The organism is Collinsella sp. BG-O-102 (assembly GCF_023656745.1).
Taxonomy (GTDB): domain Bacteria; phylum Actinomycetota; class Coriobacteriia; order Coriobacteriales; family Coriobacteriaceae; genus Collinsella.
Map to the genome: position 1 here is coordinate 22034 of NZ_JAMOKO010000003.1, position 26265 is coordinate 48298.

The following is a 26265-nucleotide window of genomic DNA, read 5'->3' on the forward strand; positions in this document are numbered from 1 at the left end:
AGTGCCGTCCGAGGGCCAAAATGTCCAATTTGAGCGAGTGAAGCGCCGGGGCTCCGGGGCGCACGTGCCGCGCTAGGCAGTCTGGCTGCTAACGCAGCATATGCGCGACCAGCTCAGTGCGCGTGCCGATGCCAAGCTTTGCATACACGTTGGACAGTCGATTTTTAACGGTACCTGGCGACACACCCATATGACGAGCGATTTCGGCGTTGGTCCATCCGCGGCAGGCGAGCATGGCCATGGTGAACTCTGTGGTCGTCAGGTCGTCAGCCACGTCCTCGCCCGAATCGGGGTTGTGGATGCGCCGCCAGCCGTAGCTGAATCGATACGTAATCTCGATGATGCGTGCGAAATCGTCAGGGTATTGCGATTTTAGGCATGCCTCGATGAGCCCCTGCAAAAGGCCGTGGTGCTCGCCAATGAGCTCGATAAGGCCGTCGGGGCGCGCAATGTTCCAAGCGGCTCCGAAGTGCGTTTTTGCGGCGTCGATGTCCTTGAGGCTCATGCATGCCATGGAAGCTGCCAGGTGCAGGAACAGTTCCGAGATCGGATAGCTCCCCTGTTTCATGATCAGGGCGTTTTCCGCCATGCCCAGACTGCGGCCATATTCGCCGCGCAGGTACAGGGCATGCGCCATCACGTAGCTGGCGAACAGGCGCAGGCCTTCGGGCAGATGCGCCGCAAGCGGATAAAACTCTTCGGCAGAATACGGGGAAGACAAGTGCAGCAGGACGCTTGCGGCCGAGGCGAACAGGATATGCGTGGCGTGGACGGCGGGTGATTCCTCGTCAGTTGGCGTATCGAGGATGCCCGCAAGACAACGGCGGGCGTCGGCGATACGGTTGAGCGACAGGCTGGCGTATCCGCAGATAAAGCATGCGGAATAGCGCAGTGCGGAATCGGTGGCGTCAAGATAGGGGCGCGCCGTCTTGGCAGCGAGGGCGGCCTGTCCGCGAAAGTACAGCGCTTCTGCCGTGGCGATGGTGCGTGAATCGGGGTCGGAAATGCCTGCAACCGCAGCGTCAATCTGCCCCGGCACAAAGGCAGTGCACATCAACGGCATGGGAACGCATGGGTAGCCATCGCAGTCCATCTTCCATCTCCCAACAGCTGGCAACAATAGCAGCAATTGTACTCCTGTTGCTCGGGACCCCTTTCGTTTTACTGCTCGGTTGACGCTGCGGATCGTTTTGGAAGGCTTACGAGCATGGTGGTCCCGTTCTCGGAACTTGTTTCGACCTCTACTGTGCCACCGTGAAGAGCTGCAATCTCCCAAACGAGCGCTAGTCCGAGTCCTGCGCCGCCGTATGCCCTGCTGCGGGATTTGTCTAGACGAATGAACGGCTGGAAGATGCTCTCTCGGTACTTCTTGGGTATCCCCGGGCCCTGGTCCTCGACTCGCAGGAACACGTGGCTGTCGTTGTCGCAGATGGAGACGGTAACGCTCGAGTCGGTGCGGCTATAGCGGATAGCGTTTTCGGCCAGGTTAAACACCAGCCGATAGAGGAGCGTGTCGCTCCCGATTACTAAAGCGTCTCCAGCACAATTGAGGGCTATGCCCCTTTTTTCGGCAAGTGGCGCAAGGTCGGTGAGGACCTCTTCGGACAAGGGGCCAAGCTCCACATCGTCCTCGCAAGGAACGCTGCGGAGCTCACTCATCTCGAGCAATACCTTGGCCATTCGAGACATGCGCTCGGTTTGTTCTTGTAGCAGGCCGAGTAGCTCGGCAGTTTCGGGTTGCAAACCGGAGTGCTCGGAGATGAATAGTTCAATCTGTGCTTGCATAAGGGCGAGCGGGGTGCGCAGCTCGTGTGCGGCGTTGCCGGTAAACTGACGCTGTGCAGAGAACCCTTCGCCAAGACGGGCGATCATGTCGTTGAAAGAGGCGCTGCATCGTTGTAGCTCGATGGGCACATCTTCACTGAGCCTGATTTCGCTTAGGTTGTCAGGCTGCACACGCTCGACCTGGGCCGCAAAAGCCCGTAGCGGTTTGAGTGCACGGCCGCTCACAAAGTATGCCAGCGCGCCGCCAAGGAGTGTGACTCCAGCCGTGATGTACCAGGCTGTCGTGCCAAAAGACTCCTGTGCGTCGTTTACGACGATCGTGACCTCGTCATCGAGGCTCTCCTTCGTTGGGTCAAACGCCTGAGGTGCATCTACGCCGGCTGCGCTAAGGGCCGAGATGTCGCTGCCGATAGCATCCATGTAGCGCATGCCCGTATAGCCGACCAGACAGTTCGTCAGCACGCATGCCGCACACGTCAGCAGTGCCGTCATAATCGTTATGCGCCATTGCAGCGAAAGCCTTTTCATTCGCTATCCTCCATAACGTAGCCCTCTCCAATCCGATTGCGAATCGGGTCGTATCCCAAAGCGCTGCGTAGCTTTTTGCGGAGTGACGAGATGTGAACGCGGGTTGCGTTGCTAAAGCTGTTCACGCTGCTATCCCAAACGTGCTCGATAAGCTCCTCTTGGCTTACCGGTCGCCCCTGATTAAGCATCAGGTATTCCAAGATTCCCGTTTCCTTGCGTGTAAGAGATAGAGCCTCACTGTCCACGGAAGCGATGCGCGCCTTGGTGTCAAAGCTGAGCTTTCCGCAGGCTAATACTATGTCGCTTTGTGCGAAGCGCCTGAGGGTAAGGCTGCGGATCCTTGCCGCAAGTTCGTCCAGATGAAACGGCTTGGTAAGGTAATCGTTGGCGCCGGCATCGAGTCCGGCGACTTTATCGGATACTTCGCCACGCGCGGACAGAATCAGTACCTTAGTCTCGCAATCGGTTTTCCTAAGTTCCCTGAGCACGGTCATGCCATCGATACGGGGAAGGTTGAGGTCGAGTACCACGAGGTCAAAGACTTCGACGCCCAGCAGGTCGAGCGCCTCCTGTCCGTCGTGGCAGCAGTCGACGCTGTACGCCAAGTTTCGCAAGCTGCGCGCGATTGCATCGCACAGTGCTCGCTCGTCTTCGACGATCAAAATACGCATAACAGTCTCCTTGCACATTCCAAATCGCGCTTAACACGGATTTTATAGTCGATATGGTCCAATGGTCGCGTAACGAAAGGAGTGGTTGGGTTGTTCAAAGCGGTAAAACCCGTGGTACAGGTCGCTTTGTTGATCGTCGGAATTGCCATGGTGTGCTTTGGTGTTATGCGTGGCGAGGCGGATGCCGTGCTGGCCAAAGCGATTAGGCTGTGCTTGGAGTGTATCGGAATTGGATAAAAGAGAAAACACTGCGTCGCATGTTTTGGCCCGATTTCGCGGATTCATTCAGGCGGCGGCGACGCTGGTCACCAATATTCACCTGCCAAACTTTGCCAAAGGAAGCATCTATCAGGGCGCGGGAAAAACAGTCTGCGTACCTGGACTTAACTGCTATTCGTGCCCCGCGGCATCGGGTGCGTGCCCCATCGGGTCGTTCCAGTCGGTGGTAGGTTCATCCAAGTTCAACTTTTCTTATTATGTTACCGGTACGCTCATTTTGCTCGGCGTGCTGCTGGGGCGCTTTGTATGCGGCTTTCTGTGCCCGTTTGGCTGGCTGCAGGAGCTGCTTCATAAGATTCCCGGCAAAAAGTTCTCCACGAAAAAGCTCAAGCCGCTCACATACATCAAGTACGTTGTGCTGCTGTTTGCCGTGGTGCTGCTGCCCGTCTTGGTGGTTAACGACGTGGGCATGGGCGACCCGTTCTTTTGTAAGTACATCTGTCCACAGGGTGTGCTCGAGGGCGCCATTCCACTGGCCATCGCCAATGCCGGCATTCGATCTGCGTTGGGACATCTCTTTACTTGGAAACTTGCCGTTCTCATTGCCGTGGTAGTGCTGAGCGTTTTGTTCTACCGCCCCTTCTGCAAATGGATTTGTCCACTCGGCGCATTCTATGCGCTCATGAATAGGGTGTCCCTACTGGGGATCCGGGTCGATACATGCAAATGTGTCTCGTGCGGCAAGTGCTCAAAGGTTTGTCAGATGGACGTTGATGTGGTCCGCGCGCCCAATCATGCCGAATGTATCCGGTGCGGAAAGTGCATCGGGGCCTGTCCCGTCGATGCCATCAGCTATCGCTATGGCCTGGATGTGTCGGCGGAAAAGCTCCCCTTGACCGCCGATAAAAAGTAAACAAGCTTCGACAAAACGGAGGAATGACCATGAAGCTTTCTAAGATTGCGGCCCTGTTTATGGTGCCGGTATTGGCCTTGTGCCTTGTGGCGTGCTCGGCACCCGGTGGCAATGCGAGTGAATCTGCGGGCTCCGATCCTAAGATCGCAGAACTCACTGCGCAGAAGCCGACCAATGCCGAGGAGGCCGCCGAGTTGTATGCAAAACTCATGCAGAAGGAGAACGAGATCTTTTCGAGTGATAACGCGCTGTGGGAAAAGGTATTCAACGCGGCAAATAAAGACTCGACAATGATTGAGGACGGCAGCAATTACGGCGATTTCCTGCTCAAGACCATCGACGGCGCCAAGGATGAGTTCACGGCGGATGAGCTTAAGACGCTCAAGGCCGGTGCGCAGCAGATCAAGGAGATCGAGGACAAGCTCGAGAGCCTGGAGAAGGAGTTCCCCGGCTGTGGAAGCACGCCGAGCTCAGGCGAGAGCGTCGACGCTTCGACCGCTGGCATGACGGCTGGTGCCAATGCTTCGAGCGAGGCGACGAAGTTCCCCAGCTTTACGGGCAAGGACCTGGATGGCAACGACGTGAGCAGCGACGAGCTATTCGCTAAGAACAAGGTCACCGTCATGAACTTCTGGTTCACCACTTGCAAGCCGTGCGTGGGCGAGCTGGGCGATCTTGAGAAACTGAATACGGAGCTTGCCGAGAAGGGCGGCCAGGTCGTGGGCGTCAATTCCTTTACGCTCGATGGCAACAAGGGTGAGATTGCAGATGCCAAGGACGTGCTGAGCAAGAAGGGCGTGACATATAAGAACATCTGGTTCAAGTCGGATAGCGAGGCCGGTAAGTTTACGTCAAATTTATTCTCGTTCCCGACAACGTATGTCATCGATCAGAATGGCAACATCGTAGGGGAGCCCATCGTGGGAGCCATCAGCTCCGCCGAGCAGCGCGCAGCACTCAACAAACTTATCGACCAGGCGATTGCGAATAGCGAGCAGTAAAAAACACGTAAAGCATCGCGATGATCGTGCGCCGCTGTACGAAGTAGTCCGCTACCTTTCAAGATAAGCTCCACCATATAGAGGTCCCACTCGGGACCTCTTCTTTTGGGCGCCGTCCCGTTCGTTTTTTGATGCGGTTCCCTACATTCCTCACTGGCGTCGGTGAAAAATGGGGATAGAGTAGGACAAACGCGTCGAATACGAACGGCGGGGGAGAGCGGGCGAGTGCGCCCGCGTGGGAGAGGTTGCCGTCCATGTTGGAGCTCAAAGGTATTTGCAAAAGGTACGTTACCCAGTCGTTTACGCAGGTGGCGCTGGACAGCGTGAGCCTGTCTTTTCGCGATAACGAGTTCGTGGCCATTCTGGGTCCCTCGGGCTCGGGTAAGACCACGATGCTCAATGTTATCGGCGGACTCGATCACTTCGACTCGGGTGACCTGCTGATCGACGGTATTTCGACCAAGGACTTTCGCGATCGCGATTGGGATGCCTATCGCAACAACCGCATCGGCTTTGTGTTCCAGAGCTATAACCTCATTCCGCATCAGACCATTTTGGAAAACGTGGAGCTGGCGCTCACGCTCACGGGCGTGGGGCATGCCGAGCGCCGCCAGCGTGCGCGCGAGGCGTTGGAGAAAGTCGGCTTGGGCGAGCACGTTAACAAGCGCCCGAGCCAGCTTTCGGGCGGGCAGATGCAGCGCGTGGCCATCGCCCGCGCCCTGATAAATGATCCTGAGATCGTTCTTGCCGACGAGCCGACCGGCGCTTTGGATTCAACGACATCCGTACAGGTCATGGACCTGCTCAAGGACGTGGCGCGCGACCGCCTGGTCATCATGGTCACGCACAATCCCGAGCTGGCGTACCAATATGCCACGCGCATCGTCAATCTGGCGGACGGCAAGATCACCGACGATTCCGATCCCTTCGATGCTGCCAAGGCCGCGCGCCGCGAGGCCAAGCCTACGCGCAAAACCTCGATGAGCTTTGTGACGGCGCTGGGGCTTTCTGCCCGAAACCTCATGACCAAAAAGGGTCGTACGGCCATGACGGCCTTTGCGGGGTCGATTGGCATTATCGGCATTGCGGCGATCCTGGCGCTCTCCAATGGCGTAAACGGCTACATCAAAAAGGTCGAGGAGGATACGCTCTCGAGCTATCCGCTCACCATTTCCAAGCAGGATTACGACCTGTCGTCCATGATGGGCGGGCAGGGAACTGCGGATGATGACTCGTCTGAAAACGTGGATTCGTCCGACGACAGTGCCGGCGGCAAGGCTCAGGGAACCGATAAGATTCCTGTGGTCACGGCCGTAAAGGATATGTTTGCGAGCGTTAAGTCTAACGACATGACAAGCTTTAAGGCATGGCTCGATGCCGGTGGCGACGGCATCGATAAAGAGGTCAACGCCATTCAGTACGGCTACGGTGTATCGCCGGTTGTCTATCGTGCCGGCAAGGGCGATGAGAAGCCTGTTCGGCTGGTGCCCAACGCTATGACCGAGGCCATGAGCGGAGGCGCGAGCTCGGCGGCAACGGTGAGCATGGAATCCATGGGAACCTCGGTCTTTAACGAGATGATCGACGACCAGAGCCTGCTCGACAGCCAGTATGATGTCGTGGCGGGGCATTGGCCTACGTCTGCTAACGAAGCCGTGATGGTGCTTTCGAGCCGTGGCACGGTGGGCGACTACACGCTCTACAGCATCGGTGCGCTGGATATCAATGAGCTCAACGATCTGGTAAACAGTGCTATGACGGCTGACGGTGGGGTCGAAACGCCCGAGACCGGCACCGAATTTACCTACGACGATGCGCTGTCCACGACGTTTAAGGTGCTGTCGCCGGCCGATGCGTATCGCAAAAACGAAGAGACCGGCATGTGGACTGACATGTCTGACGATGCCGACTTTATGACGGCCAAGGTTGCCGACGGTATTGACGTGCGCATTGTGGGCGTGGTGCGACCTAACGAGACGGCCAATGCGAGCGCATTGACCCCGGGCATTGCCTATACGCATGCACTAACTCGTCAGCTTATGGAGCGCGCCGCCGATTCGCAGATTGTGCAGGAGCAACTCGCCCGCCCCGAGACGGATGTCTTTACGGGCAAGTCTTTCGATGAACTGCAGGGCGAGGCCAAGCAAGGCGTGGATTTGGGCAGCATGTTCAGTGTGGACGAGGCGGCGCTCAAGAGCGCGTTCTCGTTCGATGCGTCTGCGCTCTCGGGTGCATCCGGCGGTATGGACCTTTCTGGTATCGATTTGTCCGGGCTGGACATTGACCTTTCGGGCGTTGGCAAGGACATCGACTTCAGCGACATCATGGCAAAAGCGCCAACCCCAGATTTCTCGGGTATCTTTGACGGTCTGGAACTCACGCCCGAGCAAATGCAGCAGGTGGGAACACTAGCCAACCAGCTGTTTGAGGGCTTTTTGCAGTCTGATCAGTTTAAGGCGCTGTCGCCCGATAATCTTAAGGACGCGTCAAAGCTCGCCGCCGCATTCTCGACGTATCTTGAGAATGATGCCACGGCCCAGCAAATCCTTGCCCAGCTAAAAGCGCTCGGCGGCGATGCCCTGGCCGAGCGCCTGCAGCAGGTGATGACCGACTATGTGCAAAAGCAGCTGGCTCCGTATCTGCAGCGGGCTATGGATCAGATGATGAAAACAATTAGCGAGCAGATAGCGTCGACGGTATCGTCCCAGCTCAAGGCGGGCGCAGCGGGGCTTATGGACCAGATGGCGACGCAGATGTCTTCGAGTTTTGCCAACTTGGCGAGCGCCATGCACGTGGATGCGAGCGCCTTTGCTCGTGCCATCCATTTCAACATGGACGCCGAGGATCTGAGTTCGCTCATGATGAGTTATGCCAAGGTATCGCAGCTTACCTATGACAACAACCTGACCACACTGGGTTATGCGGACGAGGCGGACCCCATCTCGGTCAAGATTTTCCCGCGTGACTTTGAGGCCAAGGAGCGCGTACTCGACCATATCGATGCGTACAACAAGCAGGTCAAAGCCGCCGGCCACGACGAGCAGGCAATCTCGTACACCGACTACATGGGCATCATCATGGGCTCGGTGACTGATATCGTGAATACCATCAGCTTGGTGCTCATCGCATTCGTGAGTATCAGCCTGGTGGTGAGCTCCATCATGATCGGCATCATCACGTACATCAGCGTGCTGGAGCGCAAAAAGGAGATTGGCATCCTGCGCGCGATTGGCGCGTCGAAGCGTAACGTGGCAAACGTGTTCAACGCCGAGACCTTTATCGAGGGCCTCATTGCCGGCGTCTTTGCCATTGTCGTCGTGGTGCTCGTGAGTTTCCCGGTCAATGCCTGGGCGCTTGCGGCCAAAAAGGTCCCCAACCTGATGAGTCTGCCCGTGCAGGATGCGCTGGTGCTCATTGCAATTTCGGTGCTGCTGACGGTTGTTGCCGGCCTGCTGCCGGCCCGTAGCGCATCCAAGAAGGACCCCGTCGAAGCCCTGCGCTCCGAATAATGTGACAAAGGGACAGTCCCTTTGTCACGTTCGTTGATATGAGAGAAGAGTAGATGATCCTTTCGCTGGCCCCTATGGAGGGGATTACCGGGCATGTGTTCCGTCGCGTGCATGCGGAGTGCTTCGGTGCGCTCGATTGCTATTACACGCCGTTTTTGCCGCCGCCGCGGGTGGGAAACCGCTTTGGCGGCAAGGCGTTTAAGGAGATCGATCCTGCCAATAACCAGGGGCTCAACGTGGTGCCTCAGCTGATGTCCAAGAACGCGGACGAGTTTGTGTGGGCGGCACAGGTGCTCGCCGACATGGGCTACCGCGAGGTCAATCTCAACCTGGGTTGCCCTTCGGGAACGGTTGTCGCCAAGGGCAAGGGCTCGGGTTTCTTGCGCAATCTCGACGAGCTCGAGGCGTTCTTAAGCGATGTGTGCGAGCGGTCGCCGTTGCCGGTGTCGGTAAAGACCAGGCTGGGGCTGGAGAATGACGACGAATACGAGCGCGTGCTCGATCTGTATTGCCGCATGCCGTTGGCAGAGCTGATCGTGCACCCGCGCGTGCAAAAGGACCGCTATACGGGATCGCCGCGCAAGGAGTTTTACGGCGAGACGCTGGGGCGTGCGCCGTTCCCCGTGGCCTATAACGGCGACATTTTCGATCTTGAGGATATGGATGCGCTGGTGGAGGCCTATCCCGGGACGCGCCATGTGATGCTGGGGCGTGGCTTGCTTGCGAACCCCGCTCTGGCTCGCATGGTCAAGGGCGGCCCTGCTGCAACGGCTGCTGAGCTGCAGCGCTTCCACGACACGCTGTTTGCGGCATATGCAGAAGAGATTGGCGGCAATGCGGTCTTCCGCATGAAGGAGTGGTGGTTCTACGCCAAGTGCGCTTTCGCTGATCCCGCTACCGTCCACAAGATCGTACGCAAGACCAAAAAGGTCGACGAATACCGCGCTGCCGTCGAGCGCGTCTTTCGCGAACAGCCGCTTGCACCCACAGCTCGCTTCAACGACTAGTTAGTCGTTGGGGACGTTCTTTAACGACTAGTCATTTAAGAACGTCCCCGATGACTACCCGCAAAAACTGTACACCAGCATCCAAAGATGTCGAAAAATGTCGACTTTGGATGCTGGTGTACATGTTTGGGCCGTATGGGCTGGGTCCCTGGACGGACAGAGTGTGCGCACTAGAGCAGATTCTCCTGCACCCATGCGATGATGTCGCTTGACTCGTAGAGCGGCTTGCCGTCGATGAGCAAGCAGGGAACCTGGCGTTTTCCGCCGACGGCGATGAGTGTCTGCTCGGCTTCGGTATCGGTCGAGATATTGCGTTCGGGAATGGTCACGCTGCTATCGGCCAAAAAGCGCTTGACCTTTATGCAATACGGGCAGCCGGTCATAACGTAGAGCACGAGCTCGTGATCAGTAGTCATAGGTCTCCAATCGGTTGCGGTTTTGATTGAAATACCCAAAGCCGCCGCGGTCTATGCGCACGTCAACGACGACTCGATGGCCTGGACCAGAAACGCCGTGGCTCCGGTGCCGCAGGGCTTGTCGTAGTAGTCAACAAAGCGCTGGTCGGCAAGATAGCCGTGGGCGAGGCCCAGGTACGCCTCGTCTTGGGGCTCGCATCCCCAGTTGAGAGCAATCCATCGACGGTGCATTGTAACCAGTTTTTGAGCTTCGTTGCTCTCTGGGTCGCCAATGCCCATGGCAATCGAGAGCTGGCCCAAAATGGCGCGTTCAAGTTCCTTCATGTCGTTCCATGTCTGAGGATCCATATCCAGTAACGTTTCGTTTGCTGCATCGATAGCCTCATTGCCATAGCGAGCTCGAGCCTCGGCGCCGTAGCATTCCTCGTTTTCCTGCACGGTGCGCCAGCGCTCCAGTTGCGGCAGGACGGCGCCCATGAGCGAGACGGCTTCGTCAAGCGACATGCCGGTGTTTTGCGCCAGGCGCGGGGCACAGTCCTCGATCATCGCCTCCATGGTGGTGGCGTAGGTGTACTTGCCGTGGTCGTAGCACCACTTGCAGTAATGGTCGGTCGTGGCGCCCGTGGCATCGGTGCCGCAGTCGTCGGGCGTGAGTATCATGCCGCAGCTCTGACAATAGTGCTCGGGCATTTCGAGCAGGTGAGACAGGGGCTCGCCGGTTACGGCGGCAATGAGCTTCATCATGTCGATGCCCGGTGTGACCTCGCCGCGCTCCCAACGGCTGATGGCCTGGCGTGTGACGAAGAGCTTAGCGGCAAGCTGCTCTTGGGTAAGGTGATGGGCGCGGCGGACAGCGATGAGCTTTTCTGCAAAGGCCATAGCGGCTCCTTTCTGCTGGTTGATGGCTTAAGCATACGCGGTGACAGGCGCCCTTCCAAGCAACCGTTGGTTGCACGACGGGGGACCGCGGCGAAGAATTGCGCGTAACGCCCCATGCCCCCATGCCGTACAATGACCGGCATGGAACCTATCGCACACATACATACCGACCTGCCGCAGAAGTTCGGCATCCCGCGCAACAGCTTTTTGGCGCCCCATCTGCAGGGACGCATCGTTTTTGAGCCGGAATTTGCCTCCAATGCAGCGGTTGAGGGTCTGGACTCCTTCTCTCACCTGTGGCTGCTGTGGCGCTTCGAAAACGGAACGCCCGGCGGCACGGCTAAGGATATTGCCGTCGACGCTAAAACGCAGGACAGGTCCGGCACCAACGTCAAGTGGTCGAAAACCGTGCGCCCGCCGCGCCTGGGTGGAGCCGAGCGCGTGGGCGTCTTTGCCACGCGCAGCCCGTTTCGCCCCAATCCTATCGGACTTACCTGCGTAAGGCTCGATCACGTTGAGCTCACCGACGATGGCCCCATCATCCATGTGCTGGGGGCCGATCTGCGCGACGGCACGCCCATCTACGACATTAAGCCCTACATTCCGTTTGCGGACTGTCACCCGGATGCGACCGGCGGCTGGATTGAGGATGCTCCGTGGCAAGAGCTCGACATCGAGTTCCCGCAGACGCTGCAGGATATGGTCCCGCCCACAAAGCTCCCCGGCCTGGTCGAGGTCCTGCGCCAAGACCCGCGCCGCGCAGGCAGCAAGCACGAGCCGAACCGCGTCTATCATCTGGCCTTCGCCGGGCTCGACATATCGTTTACGGTCGATGAAACCCAGCTAACCGTAGTTGCCGTCAACGACGCGCGAGACTAACCGGCCATTCGTCCGCACCCGTCAAATTAAGCGCCAAACCCCATGCCAAAACCGCCCACGCTGGTGGACAATAACGCCTATCGAAACAGTCTACTTTGCACGGGAGCTCAGCATGAAATACGACTTTAGCTCGCTAATCGATCGCCACGGCATGGACTCCATCGCCGTTGACTCCTGGGGCGAGATCCCCGGTATGGCTCCGAACGCACCCGACGAGGGCTTCGACCGCATTCCCATGTGGGTGGCCGACATGAATTTTGCCACGGTGCCCACGGTCCAGGAGCACATCATTCAGCGCGCTCAGCATCCCATGTTTGGCTACTTTAACCCGCGCTCCGAGTATTTCGACCGCATCATCGAATGGCAGAGCCGCCGCAATGGCGTCGAGGGTCTGCGCCCTGAACATATCGGCTACGAAAACGGCGTGCTGGGCGGTGTCGTGTCGACGCTGCGTGCGTATGTTCAGCCAGGCGATGCGGTGCTGGTCCACAGCCCTACCTACATCGGCTTTACCAAGTCCATCGAGGCCGCGGGCTATCGTATTGTCCACAGCCCGCTTAAGCTCGACGACCAGGGCGTGTGGCGTATGGACTTTGAGGACATGGAGCACAAGCTCGCCCAAAACCACATCCATGCCGCGGTGTTCTGCTCGCCGCACAATCCCTGCGGCCGCGTATGGGAGCGCGACGAGATTGAGCGCGCCATGGACATCTATTGCCAGCACGATTGCGTGGTGATTTCGGACGAGATTTGGTCCGATATCATCCTGCCGGGGCACAAGCACATCCCGACGCAGTCGGTGAGCGAGGATGCCCGCATGCGCACGGTTGCCCTCTATGCGCCGAGCAAGACGTTCAACCTGGCGGGCTTGGTCGGCAGCTACCACATCATCTATAACGAGACGCTGCGCGACCGCGTGTGCGCCGTGTCCAACAAGACCCACTACAACGAGATGAACGTCCTCTCCATGCACGCGCTTATCGGTGCCTACCAGCCGCAAGGCTACGAGTGGGTGGACGAGCTCAACCAGGTGCTTGCCGGCAATATCGAGTACTTCTGCGATTACGTGGACGAGCATTTTGAGGGCGTGTCCTATTCGCGTCCGCAGGGCACGTACATGGTGTTTCTGGACTGCACCGAGTGGTGCCGAGAGCATGGCCGCGATATTCAGTGGTTGCTCGATGAGGGGGCACGCGTGGGCGTGGGGTATCAGGACGGCCGCCCGTTCCACGGACCCTGCCACATTCGCGTGAATCTGGCGCTGCCGCTTTCGCGCGTAAGGGAGGCGTGCGACCGCCTGGACCGCTACGTTTTTAATGCACGGTAAGTGAGCACTGCATGTGGGGCCTTCTGCCAAGTCGGCTGGAAGGTCCCACACGGTAAAGCGCCTGTAACAATTGGGCACTCGTGTGGTTTTGTTTGCTATTATCTTTAACCATTTAAGTCTGTAAACAGGATCGTATGGAGCTCGATGAAAAGATCCCGTCGCTCGGTTGCCATTTCGTTGTTTGTTGCGCTTGCAGTGGCGAGCGTCTTTGTCGTAGCGATAGCTGGCTGTTCCGGGTCGAATGACGGAGCCTCGACATCTGCATTAGAAGGTCTGGACGCCTCGCAAGTCAAAGACGACGACCTTAAGACGCTCAACGTCGGAAGCGACCTCTATCCACCGTTTGTGTATACCGACGAGTACGGCGATATCGTTGGCCTGGATGTCGAGATATTGACCGAGGCTTTGGCTCGCATTGGTTACAAGCCAAAATACCAGCTGATTGACTGGGAAAAGAAGAAGGAGCTGCTGGCGAGCGGCGAACTCGATTGTGTCATGGGCAGCTTTAGTATGACGGGTCGCGAAAACGAATATCGTTGGGCCGGCCCGTACCTTGCGAGCCGCCAGGTGGTCGCGGTCGATCCCCAGAGCGATATCTACACGCTTGCCGATCTTGAGGATAAGATCGTGGCGGTTCAGTCCACCACCAAGCCCGAGGACATTTTGCTCAATCGCATAAATGAAAACGTTCCGCAGATCAAGGAACTCTACAGCTTTTCGGACGGTTCATACCTGAACCCGGCGCTCGTCGAGGGCCTGGTCGACGCCATCGCCGCGCATGAGTCCTCGCTGCTCACCTACGAAAAAGACTATGGTGTGACATATCGCATTTTGGATGAGCCGCTGCTAGAGGTCGGTTTGGGCACCGCTTTCGATATCAACGATACGCGTGGCATCGACGTCAAGCTCACTCATGCCTACCAAGAAATGCTTGCCGATGGCACCATGGAACGCCTGGTGTCAAAGTACTTCGATGACCCTTCGCCATTTTTGAATATGGAGGGCCTGTCATGATCGATGCGCCCGACCACGCTGCTCAGGAGCGGGGCAATCGTTCGGCAGGGGCATGGCTCCTTGTCGCTCTGCTGGGGATAGCGCTCTCGGTTGTTGCCGGCATGATGAGCTACGGTTACACGACGGCCCAAGCCGAGCAGCGCTTTGCCGACGTTGTCGATTACGTGGCGACGCAGAGCCTTTCCTACGATGCATTCAATAGCGCCTATACGACCAAAAACCTGATACGCGTTATGGAGATCGCCGGAGAGGCAGCGCGCGATATGGAGCGCGACGGTTCGGTGGATAACGCCATGCTGGAGCAATACGCCGACCAGTTCAACGTGAGCGCGCTGATCGTGACGGACGCATCGGGCAATTTGGTGTCCGAGTCCTCGACGGGCGATGTGGACTACGGGTCGCTCGCTACGTATCTCAAAGAATCACCCGTGCTGGAGGTGGCAACTCATCCGCTTAAGTCCTATACCGCCCGCATCACGCTTGCGGATGATTCGGTCGCAGACATTGGCTGCGTGACTCGGCAGGATGGCGAGGGCATCGTTATCGCGGTAAGGCATCAGAGCGCGAAAGCGGTTGCAAGCAATACACTCAAACTGCAGAGCTTGCTTGATGGCTATGAAACCATCGATAGCGGCAATATCGTGATCGAAAGCGACGGCAAGGTCGTTGCGACCAATGCCGTTGAACCCACCGTATTGGGCGTGTTCGATCTGCCTGCGACGGATGTCTTTATTGTCGACGGTATTAAGGATCGATGCCTGGCTGGTAAGGTCAGATTGGTTAACGCCGACGGCGAGTGGTATTTGGGCACATTTGGAAAAGCGCACAAATTCTATGTGTACACCTATGCCTCGGCGCAGCGCTACTTTGAGGTCGCCGCGGCTGTTGCCGCCGGCGTGCTGGTGCTCTACGGCGGTGTTATAGCCGTTGTTGTGACGGTGCGTCGCCGCGCTGATCGTCGACGTTTGACGGACTTGCTGCAGCAGGAGCGCGACTATGGCGACAAGCTGGCAAAGGCGGCGTGTGAGGCCTCGTCTGCCAACTCGGCAAAGACGGAGTTTTTGCGTCGCATGAGCCACGATCTGCGCACGCCCATCAACGGCATTCGCGGCATGGTCGAGGTTGGCGATGCCAATGCGGACGATCTGCAAAAGCAGACTGAGTGCCGCTCAAAGATCTGGACGGCATCGGGACTGCTGCTCGACCTTGCCAACGAGGCCCTGGATATGAGTCGCCTGGAGAGCGGGCAAATCGATCTGGAGCTTGTTCCCACAAACTTGGTGACCCTCAACCACGAGGTGCGCGATATTCTGGAGCGCCAGGCCGAGGAGCGTCTGGTGACAATTATCTGCGACCAGCAGACGCTTAATCATCCCTATGCGCGGGTGAGCGTGACGCACCTCAAGCGCTTGTTGCTCAATATTGCCGGCAATGCCGTCAAGTACAACCGCCAGGGCGGCTATGTTCGCCTGGTGTGCCGCGAGGTGGAGCCAGCGGATGGCGTCCCCGTCTATGAATACACGATCGCCGACAACGGTATTGGCATGAGCGAGGAGTTCCAACAGCGCCTCTACGAGCCGTTTTGCCGTGAGGGGCAACAGGTGGAAGGCGCTTCATCGGGAACTGGCCTGGGCGCGCCTATCGCAAAACAGTTGGTCGAGCTTATGGGCGGAACCATGAGTTTTACGAGCGTCTTGGGGCAGGGGACGACGTTTACCATCCGCCTGCCGTTCGAGAAATGCAAGCGCTCCGAGATTCCTCAGGCTGTGCGCGTGGACGCGGGAGACGGCGATGCACTCCAGGGCTTGCGCGTTTTGCTCGTAGAGGATAACGATCTGAATGCCGAGATCGCGCAGTTTACGCTCAGCCGTGCCGGTGCCGTCGTGACACACGCTAGGGATGGTGAGTCTGCCGTCGAGATGTTTGCCGCGAGCGTGCCGCACGAGTACGACGTGGTGTTGATGGACATCATGATGCCGGGCATCGATGGCCTTGAGGCCACACGTCAGATTCGAGCACTCGATCGCGAGGATGCCGCGACCACGCCGATTATCGCCGTGAGCGCCAACGCCTTTGCCGACGACCGCAGGCTTTCGCGTGAGGCGGGCATGAACGCGCACCTGAGTAAACCCGTGAGCTCGCAGGAGCTCATTGAGGCGCTTGCGCACATAGCCGCCGACGCTCTATAAGCATATGGCCTGGTTCCAAGGTGGGTTGGAACCAGGCCATATTGTTATTGATGAGGCCTGCTGAGGGGCTTACTTTTCCTGAATCTGCTTGCCGCAAAGATGCTCAATCGTAATCTCGTAGAGCTGGACGCCCTTAATGTCCTTGGCGATTTCCTCTTCGACTTCCTCGGCGGAAGGGTAGTACTTAAGGGCGAGCTGGCGGACTTTGTCTTCGATAAACGCGGGAGTGTCGTTCGCCAGGCGACAGCGGCCAAAGACCACGGTACTCATAACGTAGGGAGCCCAGTCACCGTCCTTGTGCCACTCGTTGCCGTAAACGGTAAAGCAGACCTTGTCATCGCGCTTGAGTGCGTCGACCTTGTGGCCGGCTTTGGCGCCATGGAAATAAATCTTGTCGTGCTCGGCGTCAAAGAAGTAGTTGACGGGAATGGCGTACGGGTAGCCATCGTCGCCGTTGACGGCAAAGACGCCGCGCTTGCAGGTAGCGAGCAGTTCGCGCGCTTCCTCGTCAGTGATGGCGCGTTTCTTTCGACGTAAGGGCCTAAACATCGTTGGCTTCCTTTCTGGTCGTGCGTGGTGGTTGAGCACAAACTATAGCGAAACGGATCCGTTTTTCTTGATGCGGGCGAGTATGTTTTTGAGCTTGTTAAAGTCGAGCGGTTTGGACAGATGGGCGTTCATGCCGGCGTCGTGTGCCGCCTTGGCGTCCTCGGCAAAGGCATTGGCGGTGAGCGCGATGATGGGGATATCGGCTGCATCGACCTTCTCGCTCAGGCGAATCGCGCGGGTTGCCTCGTAACCGTCCATGTCCGGCATCATAATGTCCATCAGGATCGCATCGAAGCTGCCGGCGGGATGAGACAGGTACAGATCGACGACTTCGTTGCCGTTGACGGCGCGGGTGACCACGACGCCCTCGGATTCTAGCAGCGTCTGGGCAATCTCGGCATTCAATTCGTTGTCTTCGGCGAGCAGCACGTTCATGTCGGCGAGCGAGCAGTCGAGCGCCCTCTCGACCGTATTCGCCCGCGCCCGGGGGTTCTTGTCGATATCGAGCGGAATTTCCACGTAGAACGTGGTGCCCGCATGGAGTTCGCTGGTGACTTCGATGGTGCCGCCCATCAGTTCAATAAGCGACTTGACGATTGGCATGCCCATGCCGGTTCCTTGGAACTTGCTGCGCGCATCGTCACCTTCTTGGGCAAACGGCTCATAGATATGCTTTAAAAACTCGGGAGCCATGCCAATGCCGGTATCCGAAACGCTAAAGCAAAAGAGCGCGCGCCCGTTATCGAGTGGCTTGGTCTTTGAGCTAAAGGTGACGGAGCCGCCGTGCCTGTTGTACTTAATGCTGTTGTCTAACAGGTTGATCATGATCTGTCGGATATGGATGGGACTGCCGACCATGTATGGCCCCGTGGCGTATGGCAGACTATTGTCCTGCATGGTGATGCCGTTATCGGATGCGCGGAGCTTGCACAGAACCAGCGTATTGTCACAGAGCTCTTTGAGGTTAAAAGGCGCATGCTCCAGTGTTAGCTTGCGGTCTTCGATTTTGCCCATCTCGAGGATGTCGTTGATCAGCGAGAGCAGGTGATTGGCGGCAACGCGCGCCTTGGCACGGCTCTCGCGGGCGACTTGCATATCGCCTTCCTTCAATTCCTCGATCTCGATAAGGCCCAGGATACCGTTGAGCGGCGTACGGATGTCGTGGCTCATGCGCGTGAGGAATGCCGTCTTAGCAGCGTTGGCAGCATCGGCTTTTTTGCGCTCGGTTCGAGCGCGCACGAGCGCCCAGATGAGCAGGACGATGCCGACCGACAACATACCGATGAGGGTAGCTGCAATGGCGGTGCGGTTGCGGTGGAGAAACTGGAACGTGTCCGATTCTTGCGCCGTGTACGACGTTGAGGAGTAATTGCTTGCGGAGAGCGATTCTCCGGCATTGATGATGCCCTTGTTGATGATTCCCGACAGCTCGGGTTTTCCGCGCGAAATCCAGCACGAGAGCTCACGGGTGTCAGGGAGTTCGGCCGTCTCGCAGTCCTCGAGATCATAACGGTCACCGATGGTTTTTACGCGTGAACTGGGAGCGACGATGCAGTGCGCCGTTCCCTTCCTGAGGGCGTCGAACGCTTCATCGTCGGATTGGTATTCGGTCACGGTCGCTGTGGGGAACAGACTTTCAAGTACATTTCGGTTGATAATCGATGATTTGGTGCAGGCGATGTTCTGAAGGTCTTTGTTCAGGTTGCTTCCGGTGTGGATGGCGGTGAGGGATATAGTCCCCAACGATACCGACTGCACAACGCCCGATTGCTCGGCAAACCAGTAATCTCGGTATATTGGCAGCGCAACGTCTATGCTTCCCTTTGACAGGGCCTTCGACATCATCTTGTAGCTATCAAAGGCGACGGTTTTGACCGTAATGCCAAATTGATCGTGCAGCGTCGTTGCAAGCGATGCGAGCGAGCCTTCCATTTCGCCGTCTTCGTCTTCGTTGCAGTAGGGGAGTTTGCCCGTAATGTAGCCGAGCGTGATGGTGTTGCCATTTGCTTTGAGCCAGGAGCGTTCGGGGATGTTGAGCGATGATGAACCGCTGTTTTGGGTCGAGTAGTTAGATTTGACTTCGTCGTTATAGCGTGGGTTGACGCGGGCGATTGCCGTCATGGCAGCATTGATGTCGTTCATCAGGTCGGAACGACTTTTGGGGACGGCAAGGTAGTAGTCGCTTGAACCAACGTAGAACATGGGCGACGCCTCGGGCGACGAAATGGTGTCGTTCATGATTGCGGCATCGACTTCGTCGTCTGCGAGCGCGTTAAAGAGATCGGATCCTCCGTCATACTCCCTGTATGCGCAGGCGATTCCTTCGTTGGCGAGCCATTGCTGGCCAACGAAGGTTTGCATAACGCCGGGGTTGCAGCCGATAGTGAGACCCTGGAGTGCTTGAGGGTCACCCTTTGCGAGGTCGTCGCGATCGGGCTTGGCGTAGATGTAGTAGCGCTCGGTGCCCTCGGGGTTCGAGGAAAAGAGCAGCTTTTGGGCGCGTTCCTCGGAGTAGGAGATGTTGGGCATGAGGTCGATTTCGCCTGCCTCGAGCATGTCCATAAGCTCGGTGAAGGTGCCGGAGACGTATTCGTACCGCCAGCCGGGCGTGTAGTACGACAGGGTCTGGAGGTACTCGTAGCCCCATCCCGAGAGGCGCTCGCCGGGGGTGCCGTCCTGGAAGCCCTCGTTGTTGACGAGCCAGCCGACGCGGACCGTCTTGACCTGTTGAACGGTGTTGGCGGCATAGACGGGGGCGGGCGCGGCGGCGCTCAGCACGGTAAGCGCGACAAGCACGATGACCAAGGCGCGAGATATAACTAAACGAAGGGCGACGGTAGCTCTCACGTGCAATCCTAACGAATCGAGACAATACCGCATAAGGATACCAGCTCAGCCTGCCTAGCCGGCGGCTGCACCGCTAAACGCTCCCGCCCGGCAGTTGGGGACAGCCCCTTTCTGCCGGCACAAAAGGAACGTCCCTAACTGCCGGTTGTGGGACAATACCGAGCAAACGTGATTGGACGTCTGGGAAAAGGGGTCGCGATGAACAAGTTGAGGACGCTTGCCGATGTGTTGCGACAGGCTGGCTTTGCGCGCATCACGGGCCTGTTTCTTATCTTCTATCTGCTGTGCTCGACGGCCGTCTGGCTGTCCGAGCCCACGACCCTTACGTTTGGCGATGGACTTTGGTTTAGCTTTGAGACGGTCTCGACGATCGGCTTTGGCGATATCCCCGCCGAAACGCCGGTTGCCCGCGGCATTACCGTTATCCTAAGCGTCATCAGTATCTTCTATATCGCCATGCTTACGGGCGTGGCGGTGAACTACTGCAATACGCTCATCAAGCTGCGCCAAAAGGACACCATGGCGCGCTTTATGGACGATCTTGAGCATTTGGAAGAGCTCGATCGTGACGAGCTCGCCGACCTGTCGCGCCGCGTGCGCGAATATCGCCGGCGCCAACGCTAGAACGGGCGCCGCGCGTCACGACGAGGGGGACTGAAATGAATATCACCGTGTATCTGGGTGCCAGCGTCGGTAATGACCCGGCGTTTCTGCCTGCGGTACAGGAGCTGGGCAACTGGATTGGCACCAACGGCCACGCGCTGGTATACGGCGGGTCCAAATCGGGCCTGATGGGCGCGCTCGCCGATAGCGTGCTCGATGCTGGCGGACATGTGACGGGCGTGGAGCCGAGCTTTTTTATCGAGGCCGAGTTTCAGCACGACGGAATCGACGACCTTATCGTGACGAGTGATATGGCCGAGCGAAAAGCCAAGATGATTGAGCTCGGCGATGCGTTCATCGCATTTCCGGGCGGCACGGGCACACTCGAGGAGATTGCCGAGGTTATGTCCGCGGTGTCGTTGGGGCACCTGAGTGCTCCGTGCATCCTGTATAACCTGGACGGTTACTACAACGACCTCAAGGCACTGCTCGGGCACATGATTGATAAAGGGCTTTCGAGCCTGAGGCGCCAGCAGGGCATCTACTTTGCCGACGATTTGCGCGAGATTGCCTCGATTATCAACGGATAAGTCTTGAGCCTTCCTCACTGTGAATCCCAATGGTGCCGTTTGCGGCGCAGATGGTTAGCTCGTTCGGCAACGCTCGCTCTACAATAAACGTATCTATGTCGACTTTGACCGCGGGAGGGCCCGATGGATAACCTTGCCAAACCCACAAACCGCGCGCTGTTTTTAGTTAGCGTTGCCGTGACCGGTGCGTTCGCAGGTGCCGCAGTCTGGCTGTTCTTCTTTGCGATGGAGCACGGCATTGATTATTTGTGGACCGAGGTCCCGCATATGCTGGGTGTCTCTTCGCCCGAACTCGCCAGCGGCCCGTTTGGCTTTTTGCCGTACCCGTTTTTCGTTTGCCTGTTGGGCGGCTTGGTGATTGGCCTGTACGAAAAGATGACGGGCATCAAGACCGATGACCTCAACCAGGTGATGGCAAAGGTTAAGCAAGACGGGCGCTACCCGTACGACAACCTGGGCAGGCTTTCGCTCGCGGCATTGCTGCCGCTGCTGTTTGGTGGAAGTATTGGACCGGAGGCCGGTCTGACCGGCGTTATCGCAGGTCTGTGCAGCTGGGTCGGCGATCGTATGCGTCGCTTTGGCGCCGAGTTTAGGGAGCTCACGCTGCTGGGCACCCAGGCTGCCCTGACGGCGCTCTTTACCGCGCCCGTCTTTGGCTTTGTGGCGCCGCTTGCCGGTAGCACCGACGGCCAGGGTGAAGACGCCGACGATGAGTCCGCGTCCGGCGAGATCACCATCAAGCTGCCCAAGGCGCAAAAGACGGTGGTCTACGGTATTGCGATTGCCGGCGGTCTGGGCACCTACCTGCTGCTTGGACAGCTTGTGGGCGGCGGCATGGGCATGCCCAGGTTCGAGTCCGCCGAGGTGGGCAACCTAGAGCTTACCTGGCTCGTCCCTCTGTCGTTGATCGGCACCGTCTGCGGCTGGCTGTACTTTGTCTCTGAGCATGCAAGCGAGGCACTGTCCCATGCAATAGGGGAGCGACCTGTCGTCAAGGCCATGCTGGCCGGTCTGGCACTCGCCATCTGTGGCACGGTCCTGCCCTATACCATGTTTGCCGGCGAGACCCAGGCCGACGTGCTCATGGAAACCTATCTGACCATTCCCGCTGGCGTGCTTATCGCGACCGGTCTTGTTAAGGCCATGCTGACGCCCGCCCTCATCAACCTTGGTTGGCGCGGCGGTCACTTCTTCCCGGTTATCTTCTCGGGCGTAAGCCTGGGCTATGGCCTTGCCATCCTCACCGGCGCAGATCCGGTCTTTTGCGTCGCCGTCTGCACGGCATCGACGATGGGTGCGGTCATGCGTCAGCCGGTCATGGTCGTGGGCCTGCTGCTCATGTGCTTCCCACTCAAGGGTATCGTCTGCATGATCATCGCGGCTGTCATCGCCGCCGGCATTCCACTGCCCAAGCCGCTGCGCAAGTAGTACAGTGGCGCACGCCGGGGACATGCCCTTTGCCACGGATTTGCGGGGAGGGGCGGCGATCGCGTCCTTCGCGGATTGAGACTCGTGTGGCTACAGATCGCGTACTCGATAAACCTTGGTGCTGACGGTGCAGCTGATTGCGCATAGTGCGAGCGCCAGTACGGCAATTCCTGCACACAGACAGCCAAGGACGGCAGGATTGGGATTCGCCCCGGCAATCGACATAAGCCAGTTGCTGATGGGGTTGGAGGAGCTCAGCGCTGCCATGGTAAGGCATCCGAGTAGGGCAAACAGGCCAACGGATAGGCGCAGTGCCTCCATGTGTCCAAATCGGAAGAACAGCGGCTGTGCCAAGAACACCATCATGAGGGAGATGAGCATCGATGCTGCCGAGGCAATTGCGATCTCAAAGATGGTTTGTCCTGTCGAGGCCACGCCCGCGCTGTTGAAGAACGGAAGGGCGATGATGTTCAAAAGCACGGCGGCGCATGCCATGACGGCCGAGAAAGCAATAATGCACAGGTAGCGTGCGCAGATGATGTCTTTGCGCGAGAACGGCAGCGTTGCCCGATAGCGCTCCCAGCCGTTTTGGTTATCGTAGCCAGCCAGTGAGTTCATGATTATGATGGGCGACATGGCGCTGACCGCGCAGGCGCCGGCGCTCATACCGGAATCGCCGTCCGATGCGATGGCAAGGGTTAGCACGACGAAGATGAACAGGCCGACGCCCGCAATGCTCGGGATGAGCGTGCGAGCGATGGCGAGCTCGGACATAAAGGCGCGTTTCATTTCGAAGCCCCTTTCAGCGTGAGGCGCAGATAGTCGTCAATGGTTGCCCGATCGCAGGGAATCTCGGGAAAGGCCTCGAGCGTTTCGCGACGGTTGGGCACGAGCACGTCCACGCTATAGGCGTGGCGGGCGGCATGGGCACCTTCGACGCAAGTCATAAGCTCGGCGGCCAGCGCTTGGGTGCAGTGGGCGATGCCGGCGCGGTCGGTAATGTCCTCGCGCGGCAGGTCAAACACAATCGAGCCGTTATCGATGCAGATGACGCGGTCGGCGGTGCGATCGAGGTCGGACGTAATGTGGCTCGAGAGCAGCACGCTGTGCTGGTCGTCGGCGACAAAGGCAAGCAGCTCATCAAGCAGTTCCTCGCGTGCCATGGGATCGAGGCCCGCGGTGGCTTCGTCCAAAACGAGCAGCTTGGCATTGTGGCTGAGTGCACAGGCAAGCTGCAGTTTCATGCCCATGCCGCGGGAGAGGTCCTTGACCTTTGTCTTGGGATCGAGGCCAAATCGGTTGATGAATCCGGCGAACGTTTCGCGGTCCCACGTGGGGTACGCCGGGCCTACGAGCGACTCGACCTGGCCCACCTTGAGCGTGGAGGGGAAGGGGCACGTGTCCAGGACAAGACCGACGCGGGAGCGTAGATGGCGTTGCGACCCATCGGGCGCGTCGGCGCCACAGCGCTGCCCAAACAGGTGCACCTCGCCGGCATCGAGCTTTATAAGCCCGAGCGCGGCGCGAATCGTCGTTGTTTTGCCGGCACCGTTTGCGCCTACAAAGCCGACGATCTGGCCAGGCTCCACGGCAAGCGTGACGTCGCGCAGCGAAAAGCGATCGCTCACATGGCGCGATGCACCTTTGATTTCTAGCAAATATTGCATGGTATAGCCTTTCTTGCAGATGGCTACTGCATGGTTTCGGGGGCTACCAGGTCGAGCATCTCGTGCAGCTTGTCGCGCGTGACACCCAGGGTTTCGGCTTGGCTCGCCGCTTTCGCAAGCAGCTCTTCGATATGGCAGAGCTGGTTTTCGCGCAAGAGCTCCTGGTTGCCCTCGGCGACAAAACAGCCCTTGCCCTGCACGGTGCAGATAAACCCGAGCTGCTCCAGGTCGGCGTAGGCGCGCTTTGTGGTGATGACGCTCACGCCAAGATCGCTCGCGAGTGCACGGATACTGGGGAGTTTGGCTCCCGCAGCGAGCGTGCCCGATAGGATCTGAGCTTTGACCTGCGAGGATATCTGTTCGTAGATGGGCTTATCGCTCGAATTGGATAGGATGATGTCCACAGCGGCTCCTTAGCTGATGGGCTACACGTGTATATAACCGGTAAGTACAGTATATATACACTATGCACAGTTCTGCAAGAGGCAAATGCGGATTGGACCGGCCGCCCAGGCCCCAACTGATGAATTTGTCCTGATAGGTGCCCTAGAGCGGGATTTCACGGCTACAATAATGCGGTTACAACGACGTAATGCACTCAATGCAAGAAAGGATCCGCATGGCAAGCCTGTCGGATGAAATCTCGTCGCGCCGCACATTCGCGATTATCAGCCACCCGGACGCCGGTAAGACCACGCTTACCGAGAAGCTGCTGCTCTATACCGGCAGCATCCAGACTGCCGGCTCGGTCAAGGGCAAGAGCTCGGCCAAGCATGCCGTCTCGGACTGGATGGACATCGAGAAGGAGCGCGGTATTTCCGTTACCTCCTCGGTGCTGCAGTTCACCTACAACGGCGCCTGCGTCAACATCCTCGATACCCCCGGCCACCAGGACTTCTCGGAGGATACCTACCGTACCCTTATGGCTGCCGACGCCGCTGTCATGGTTATCGACGGCGCCAAGGGCGTCGAGGCCCAGACCAAGAAGCTCTTTAAGGTCTGTACGCTGCGCCACATTCCCATCTTCACCTTTGTGAACAAGCTCGACCACGAGGCCCGCGATCCGTTTGAGCTCATGGAAGAGATCGAGAACGTTCTGGGCATCAATACGTATCCCATGAACTGGCCGATCGGCAGCGGCCGCAATTTCCGCGGCGTGTTCGATCGTCAGACCCGTCGCGTTATCGCCTTTGAGGGCGACGGCCACGCCAACGCCACCAAGAAGGTCGCCGAGGTCGAGGCCGAGCTGGGCGACCCCGCCATGGACGAGCTTATTGGCGAAGAGAACCATAAGAACCTGATGGACGACATCGAGCTGCTCGATGGCGCCGGCGACGAGCTCGACTTGGATGCCGTGGCCTGCGGCAAGCTGAGCCCGGCGTTCTTTGGCTCGGCGCTTACCAACTTTGGTGTGGAGCCCTTCCTCAAGGAGTTCCTGCGTCTGGCCCCGACGCCGCGCGCCTATACCGATACGCTCACCAGCGAACCGGTCGATCCCTGCCGCGACGACTTTAGCGGCTTTGTGTTTAAGATCCAGGCCAACATGGACAAGAATCACCGTGACCGCATCGCCTTTGTGCGCATTTGCTCGGGCAAGTTCGAGCGCGGCATGGACGCCTTCCACGTGCAGGGCAACCGCAAGCTTAAGCTTGCAACGGGCACGTCGATGATGGCCGATGACCGCGCCATCGTGGACGAGGCGTACGCGGGCGATATCGTGGGCCTGTTCGACCCGGGTATCTTTAGCATCGGCGACACCGTGTGCTCCGGCAAGCGCCACGTGCAGTATCCGCAGATCCCGACGTTTGCCCCCGAGATGTTCGCTCGCATTACGCAGGTCGACACGCTCAAGCGCAAGCAGTTCGTCAAGGGCATGGAGGAGCTTGCCCAGGAGGGTGCCATCCAGATCTTCCGCGAACTGGGTGCCGGCATGGAGAGCGTCATTGTGGGCGTGGTCGGCGTGCTGCAGTTTGAGGTGCTCGAGCGCCGCCTCAAGGCCGAGTACCGTGTTGAGGTTCGTCGCCAGCCACTGCCCTATACGGACATCCGCTGGATCCAAAACGACCCCGACACCATCGATATCCCGGGCCTTTCGCTCACGCGCGACACACTGCGCGTCGAGGACATGCGCGGCGGTAAGCTGCTGCTGTTCACGAGCCCGTGGAACGTGGATTGGGCAACTGACCACAACCCCGACCTTATCCTGTCGGAGTTTGGCAACGTGGCCTTTTAACGCATCGGCGC

General features: G+C 58.3%; 23 protein-coding genes. 13 read left to right on the forward strand and 10 right to left on the reverse strand.

Annotation, left to right across the window (positions count from 1 at the left end):
• Positions 1-88 precede the first annotated feature (88 nt).
• The 3 genes from NBH09_RS02215 to NBH09_RS02225 all read right to left on the reverse strand — a co-directional run bounded on the left by NBH09_RS02215 (position 89) and on the right by NBH09_RS02225 (position 3002).
• Positions 89-1093, reverse strand: a complete 1005-nt coding sequence (locus NBH09_RS02215; protein WP_250786939.1) for a helix-turn-helix domain-containing protein — start codon at positions 1091-1093, stop codon at positions 89-91.
• Between the two features lie 68 nt (positions 1094-1161).
• Positions 1162-2313: a sensor histidine kinase gene (locus tag NBH09_RS02220; RefSeq protein ID WP_250786940.1), complete on the reverse strand. Its 1152-nt coding sequence runs from the start codon at positions 2311-2313 to the stop codon at positions 1162-1164.
• On the reverse strand, positions 2310-3002 hold the full coding sequence (locus NBH09_RS02225) for a response regulator transcription factor (RefSeq protein WP_250786941.1): 693 nt from the start codon (positions 3000-3002) through the stop codon (positions 2310-2312). The genes NBH09_RS02220 and NBH09_RS02225 overlap by 4 nt, the downstream gene beginning before the upstream one ends.
• 147 nt (positions 3003-3149) lie before the next feature.
• Between NBH09_RS02225 and NBH09_RS10110 the strand changes: the two genes are divergently transcribed.
• The 5 genes from NBH09_RS10110 to NBH09_RS02245 all read left to right on the forward strand — a co-directional run bounded on the left by NBH09_RS10110 (position 3150) and on the right by NBH09_RS02245 (position 9633).
• Positions 3150-3221 carry a CD1871A family CXXC motif-containing protein gene (locus NBH09_RS10110; RefSeq protein WP_254179316.1) on the forward strand — a complete coding sequence of 24 codons (72 nt, stop codon included), beginning with the start codon at positions 3150-3152 and terminating at the stop codon, positions 3219-3221.
• Positions 3214-4116 carry a 4Fe-4S binding protein gene (locus NBH09_RS02230; RefSeq protein WP_250786942.1) on the forward strand — a complete coding sequence of 301 codons (903 nt, stop codon included), beginning with the start codon at positions 3214-3216 and terminating at the stop codon, positions 4114-4116. The genes NBH09_RS10110 and NBH09_RS02230 overlap by 8 nt, the downstream gene beginning before the upstream one ends.
• 29 nt (positions 4117-4145) lie before the next feature.
• The gene (locus NBH09_RS02235; RefSeq protein ID WP_250786943.1) at positions 4146-5117 is read left to right on the forward strand and encodes a TlpA family protein disulfide reductase; all 972 of its coding nucleotides are present in this window, start codon (positions 4146-4148) and stop codon (positions 5115-5117) included.
• A 254-nt stretch (positions 5118-5371) separates the two neighbouring features.
• Complete coding sequence (locus tag NBH09_RS02240) at positions 5372-8626, forward strand: ABC transporter ATP-binding protein/permease (RefSeq protein WP_250786944.1); 3255 nt, start codon at positions 5372-5374, stop codon at positions 8624-8626.
• 53 nt (positions 8627-8679) lie between these two features.
• Positions 8680-9633, forward strand: coding sequence for a tRNA dihydrouridine synthase (locus NBH09_RS02245; RefSeq protein WP_250786945.1), 954 nt, complete (start codon positions 8680-8682; stop codon positions 9631-9633).
• 170 nt (positions 9634-9803) lie between these two features.
• On the opposite strand, the gene NBH09_RS02250 is transcribed toward NBH09_RS02245, so the two are convergent.
• Complete coding sequence (locus tag NBH09_RS02250; protein ID WP_250786946.1) at positions 9804-10049, reverse strand: glutaredoxin family protein; 246 nt, start codon at positions 10047-10049, stop codon at positions 9804-9806.
• A gap of 51 nt (positions 10050-10100) precedes the next feature.
• Entirely contained in the window at positions 10101-10928 is an 828-nt protein-coding gene (locus tag NBH09_RS02255) for a TipAS antibiotic-recognition domain-containing protein (RefSeq protein ID WP_138374953.1), read from the reverse strand.
• Between the two features lie 141 nt (positions 10929-11069).
• Between NBH09_RS02255 and NBH09_RS02260 the strand changes: the two genes are divergently transcribed.
• The 4 genes from NBH09_RS02260 to NBH09_RS02275 all read left to right on the forward strand — a co-directional run bounded on the left by NBH09_RS02260 (position 11070) and on the right by NBH09_RS02275 (position 16337).
• Positions 11070-11807, forward strand: a complete 738-nt coding sequence (locus tag NBH09_RS02260; protein WP_250786947.1) for a tRNA (N6-threonylcarbamoyladenosine(37)-N6)-methyltransferase TrmO — start codon at positions 11070-11072, stop codon at positions 11805-11807.
• A 112-nt stretch (positions 11808-11919) separates the two neighbouring features.
• The gene (locus tag NBH09_RS02265; RefSeq protein WP_161162244.1) at positions 11920-13134 is read left to right on the forward strand and encodes a MalY/PatB family protein; all 1215 of its coding nucleotides are present in this window, start codon (positions 11920-11922) and stop codon (positions 13132-13134) included.
• A 144-nt stretch (positions 13135-13278) separates the two neighbouring features.
• On the forward strand, positions 13279-14148 hold the full coding sequence (locus NBH09_RS02270) for a substrate-binding periplasmic protein (RefSeq protein WP_250786948.1): 870 nt from the start codon (positions 13279-13281) through the stop codon (positions 14146-14148).
• Complete coding sequence (locus NBH09_RS02275) at positions 14145-16337, forward strand: hybrid sensor histidine kinase/response regulator (RefSeq protein ID WP_250786949.1); 2193 nt, start codon at positions 14145-14147, stop codon at positions 16335-16337. Before NBH09_RS02270 ends, NBH09_RS02275 begins: the two co-directional genes overlap by 4 nt.
• 69 nt (positions 16338-16406) lie before the next feature.
• Here the strand turns inward: NBH09_RS02275 and NBH09_RS02280 are convergent, their stop codons facing one another.
• The gene (locus tag NBH09_RS02280) at positions 16407-16886 is read right to left on the reverse strand and encodes a pyridoxamine 5'-phosphate oxidase family protein (RefSeq protein WP_250786950.1); all 480 of its coding nucleotides are present in this window, start codon (positions 16884-16886) and stop codon (positions 16407-16409) included.
• Between the two features lie 42 nt (positions 16887-16928).
• Entirely contained in the window at positions 16929-19733 is a 2805-nt protein-coding gene (locus NBH09_RS02285) for an ATP-binding protein (RefSeq protein ID WP_250786951.1), read from the reverse strand.
• A gap of 198 nt (positions 19734-19931) precedes the next feature.
• Between NBH09_RS02285 and NBH09_RS02290 the strand changes: the two genes are divergently transcribed.
• From NBH09_RS02290 to NBH09_RS02300, 3 genes are all read left to right on the forward strand, one after another.
• The gene (locus NBH09_RS02290; RefSeq protein ID WP_148346595.1) at positions 19932-20357 is read left to right on the forward strand and encodes a potassium channel family protein; all 426 of its coding nucleotides are present in this window, start codon (positions 19932-19934) and stop codon (positions 20355-20357) included.
• A gap of 35 nt (positions 20358-20392) precedes the next feature.
• Positions 20393-20926: an LOG family protein gene (locus NBH09_RS02295; protein ID WP_250786952.1), complete on the forward strand. Its 534-nt coding sequence runs from the start codon at positions 20393-20395 to the stop codon at positions 20924-20926.
• 123 nt (positions 20927-21049) lie between these two features.
• A complete protein-coding gene (locus tag NBH09_RS02300; RefSeq protein ID WP_250786953.1) occupies positions 21050-22354 on the forward strand; it encodes a chloride channel protein in 1305 nt (434 codons plus the stop codon).
• Between the two features lie 90 nt (positions 22355-22444).
• Here the strand turns inward: NBH09_RS02300 and NBH09_RS02305 are convergent, their stop codons facing one another.
• The 3 genes from NBH09_RS02305 to NBH09_RS02315 all read right to left on the reverse strand — a co-directional run bounded on the left by NBH09_RS02305 (position 22445) and on the right by NBH09_RS02315 (position 24425).
• Positions 22445-23143, reverse strand: a complete 699-nt coding sequence (locus NBH09_RS02305; protein WP_250786954.1) for an ABC-2 transporter permease — start codon at positions 23141-23143, stop codon at positions 22445-22447.
• On the reverse strand, positions 23140-23982 hold the full coding sequence (locus NBH09_RS02310) for an ABC transporter ATP-binding protein (RefSeq protein ID WP_250786955.1): 843 nt from the start codon (positions 23980-23982) through the stop codon (positions 23140-23142). The genes NBH09_RS02305 and NBH09_RS02310 overlap by 4 nt, the downstream gene beginning before the upstream one ends.
• 62 nt (positions 23983-24044) lie before the next feature.
• The gene (locus tag NBH09_RS02315) at positions 24045-24425 is read right to left on the reverse strand and encodes a GntR family transcriptional regulator (protein ID WP_117717016.1); all 381 of its coding nucleotides are present in this window, start codon (positions 24423-24425) and stop codon (positions 24045-24047) included.
• A 215-nt stretch (positions 24426-24640) separates the two neighbouring features.
• Here NBH09_RS02315 and NBH09_RS02320 point away from each other — a divergent pair, with 215 nt between their 5' ends.
• Complete coding sequence (locus tag NBH09_RS02320; RefSeq protein ID WP_055252215.1) at positions 24641-26254, forward strand: peptide chain release factor 3; 1614 nt, start codon at positions 24641-24643, stop codon at positions 26252-26254.
• Positions 26255-26265: the final 11 nt, after the last annotated feature.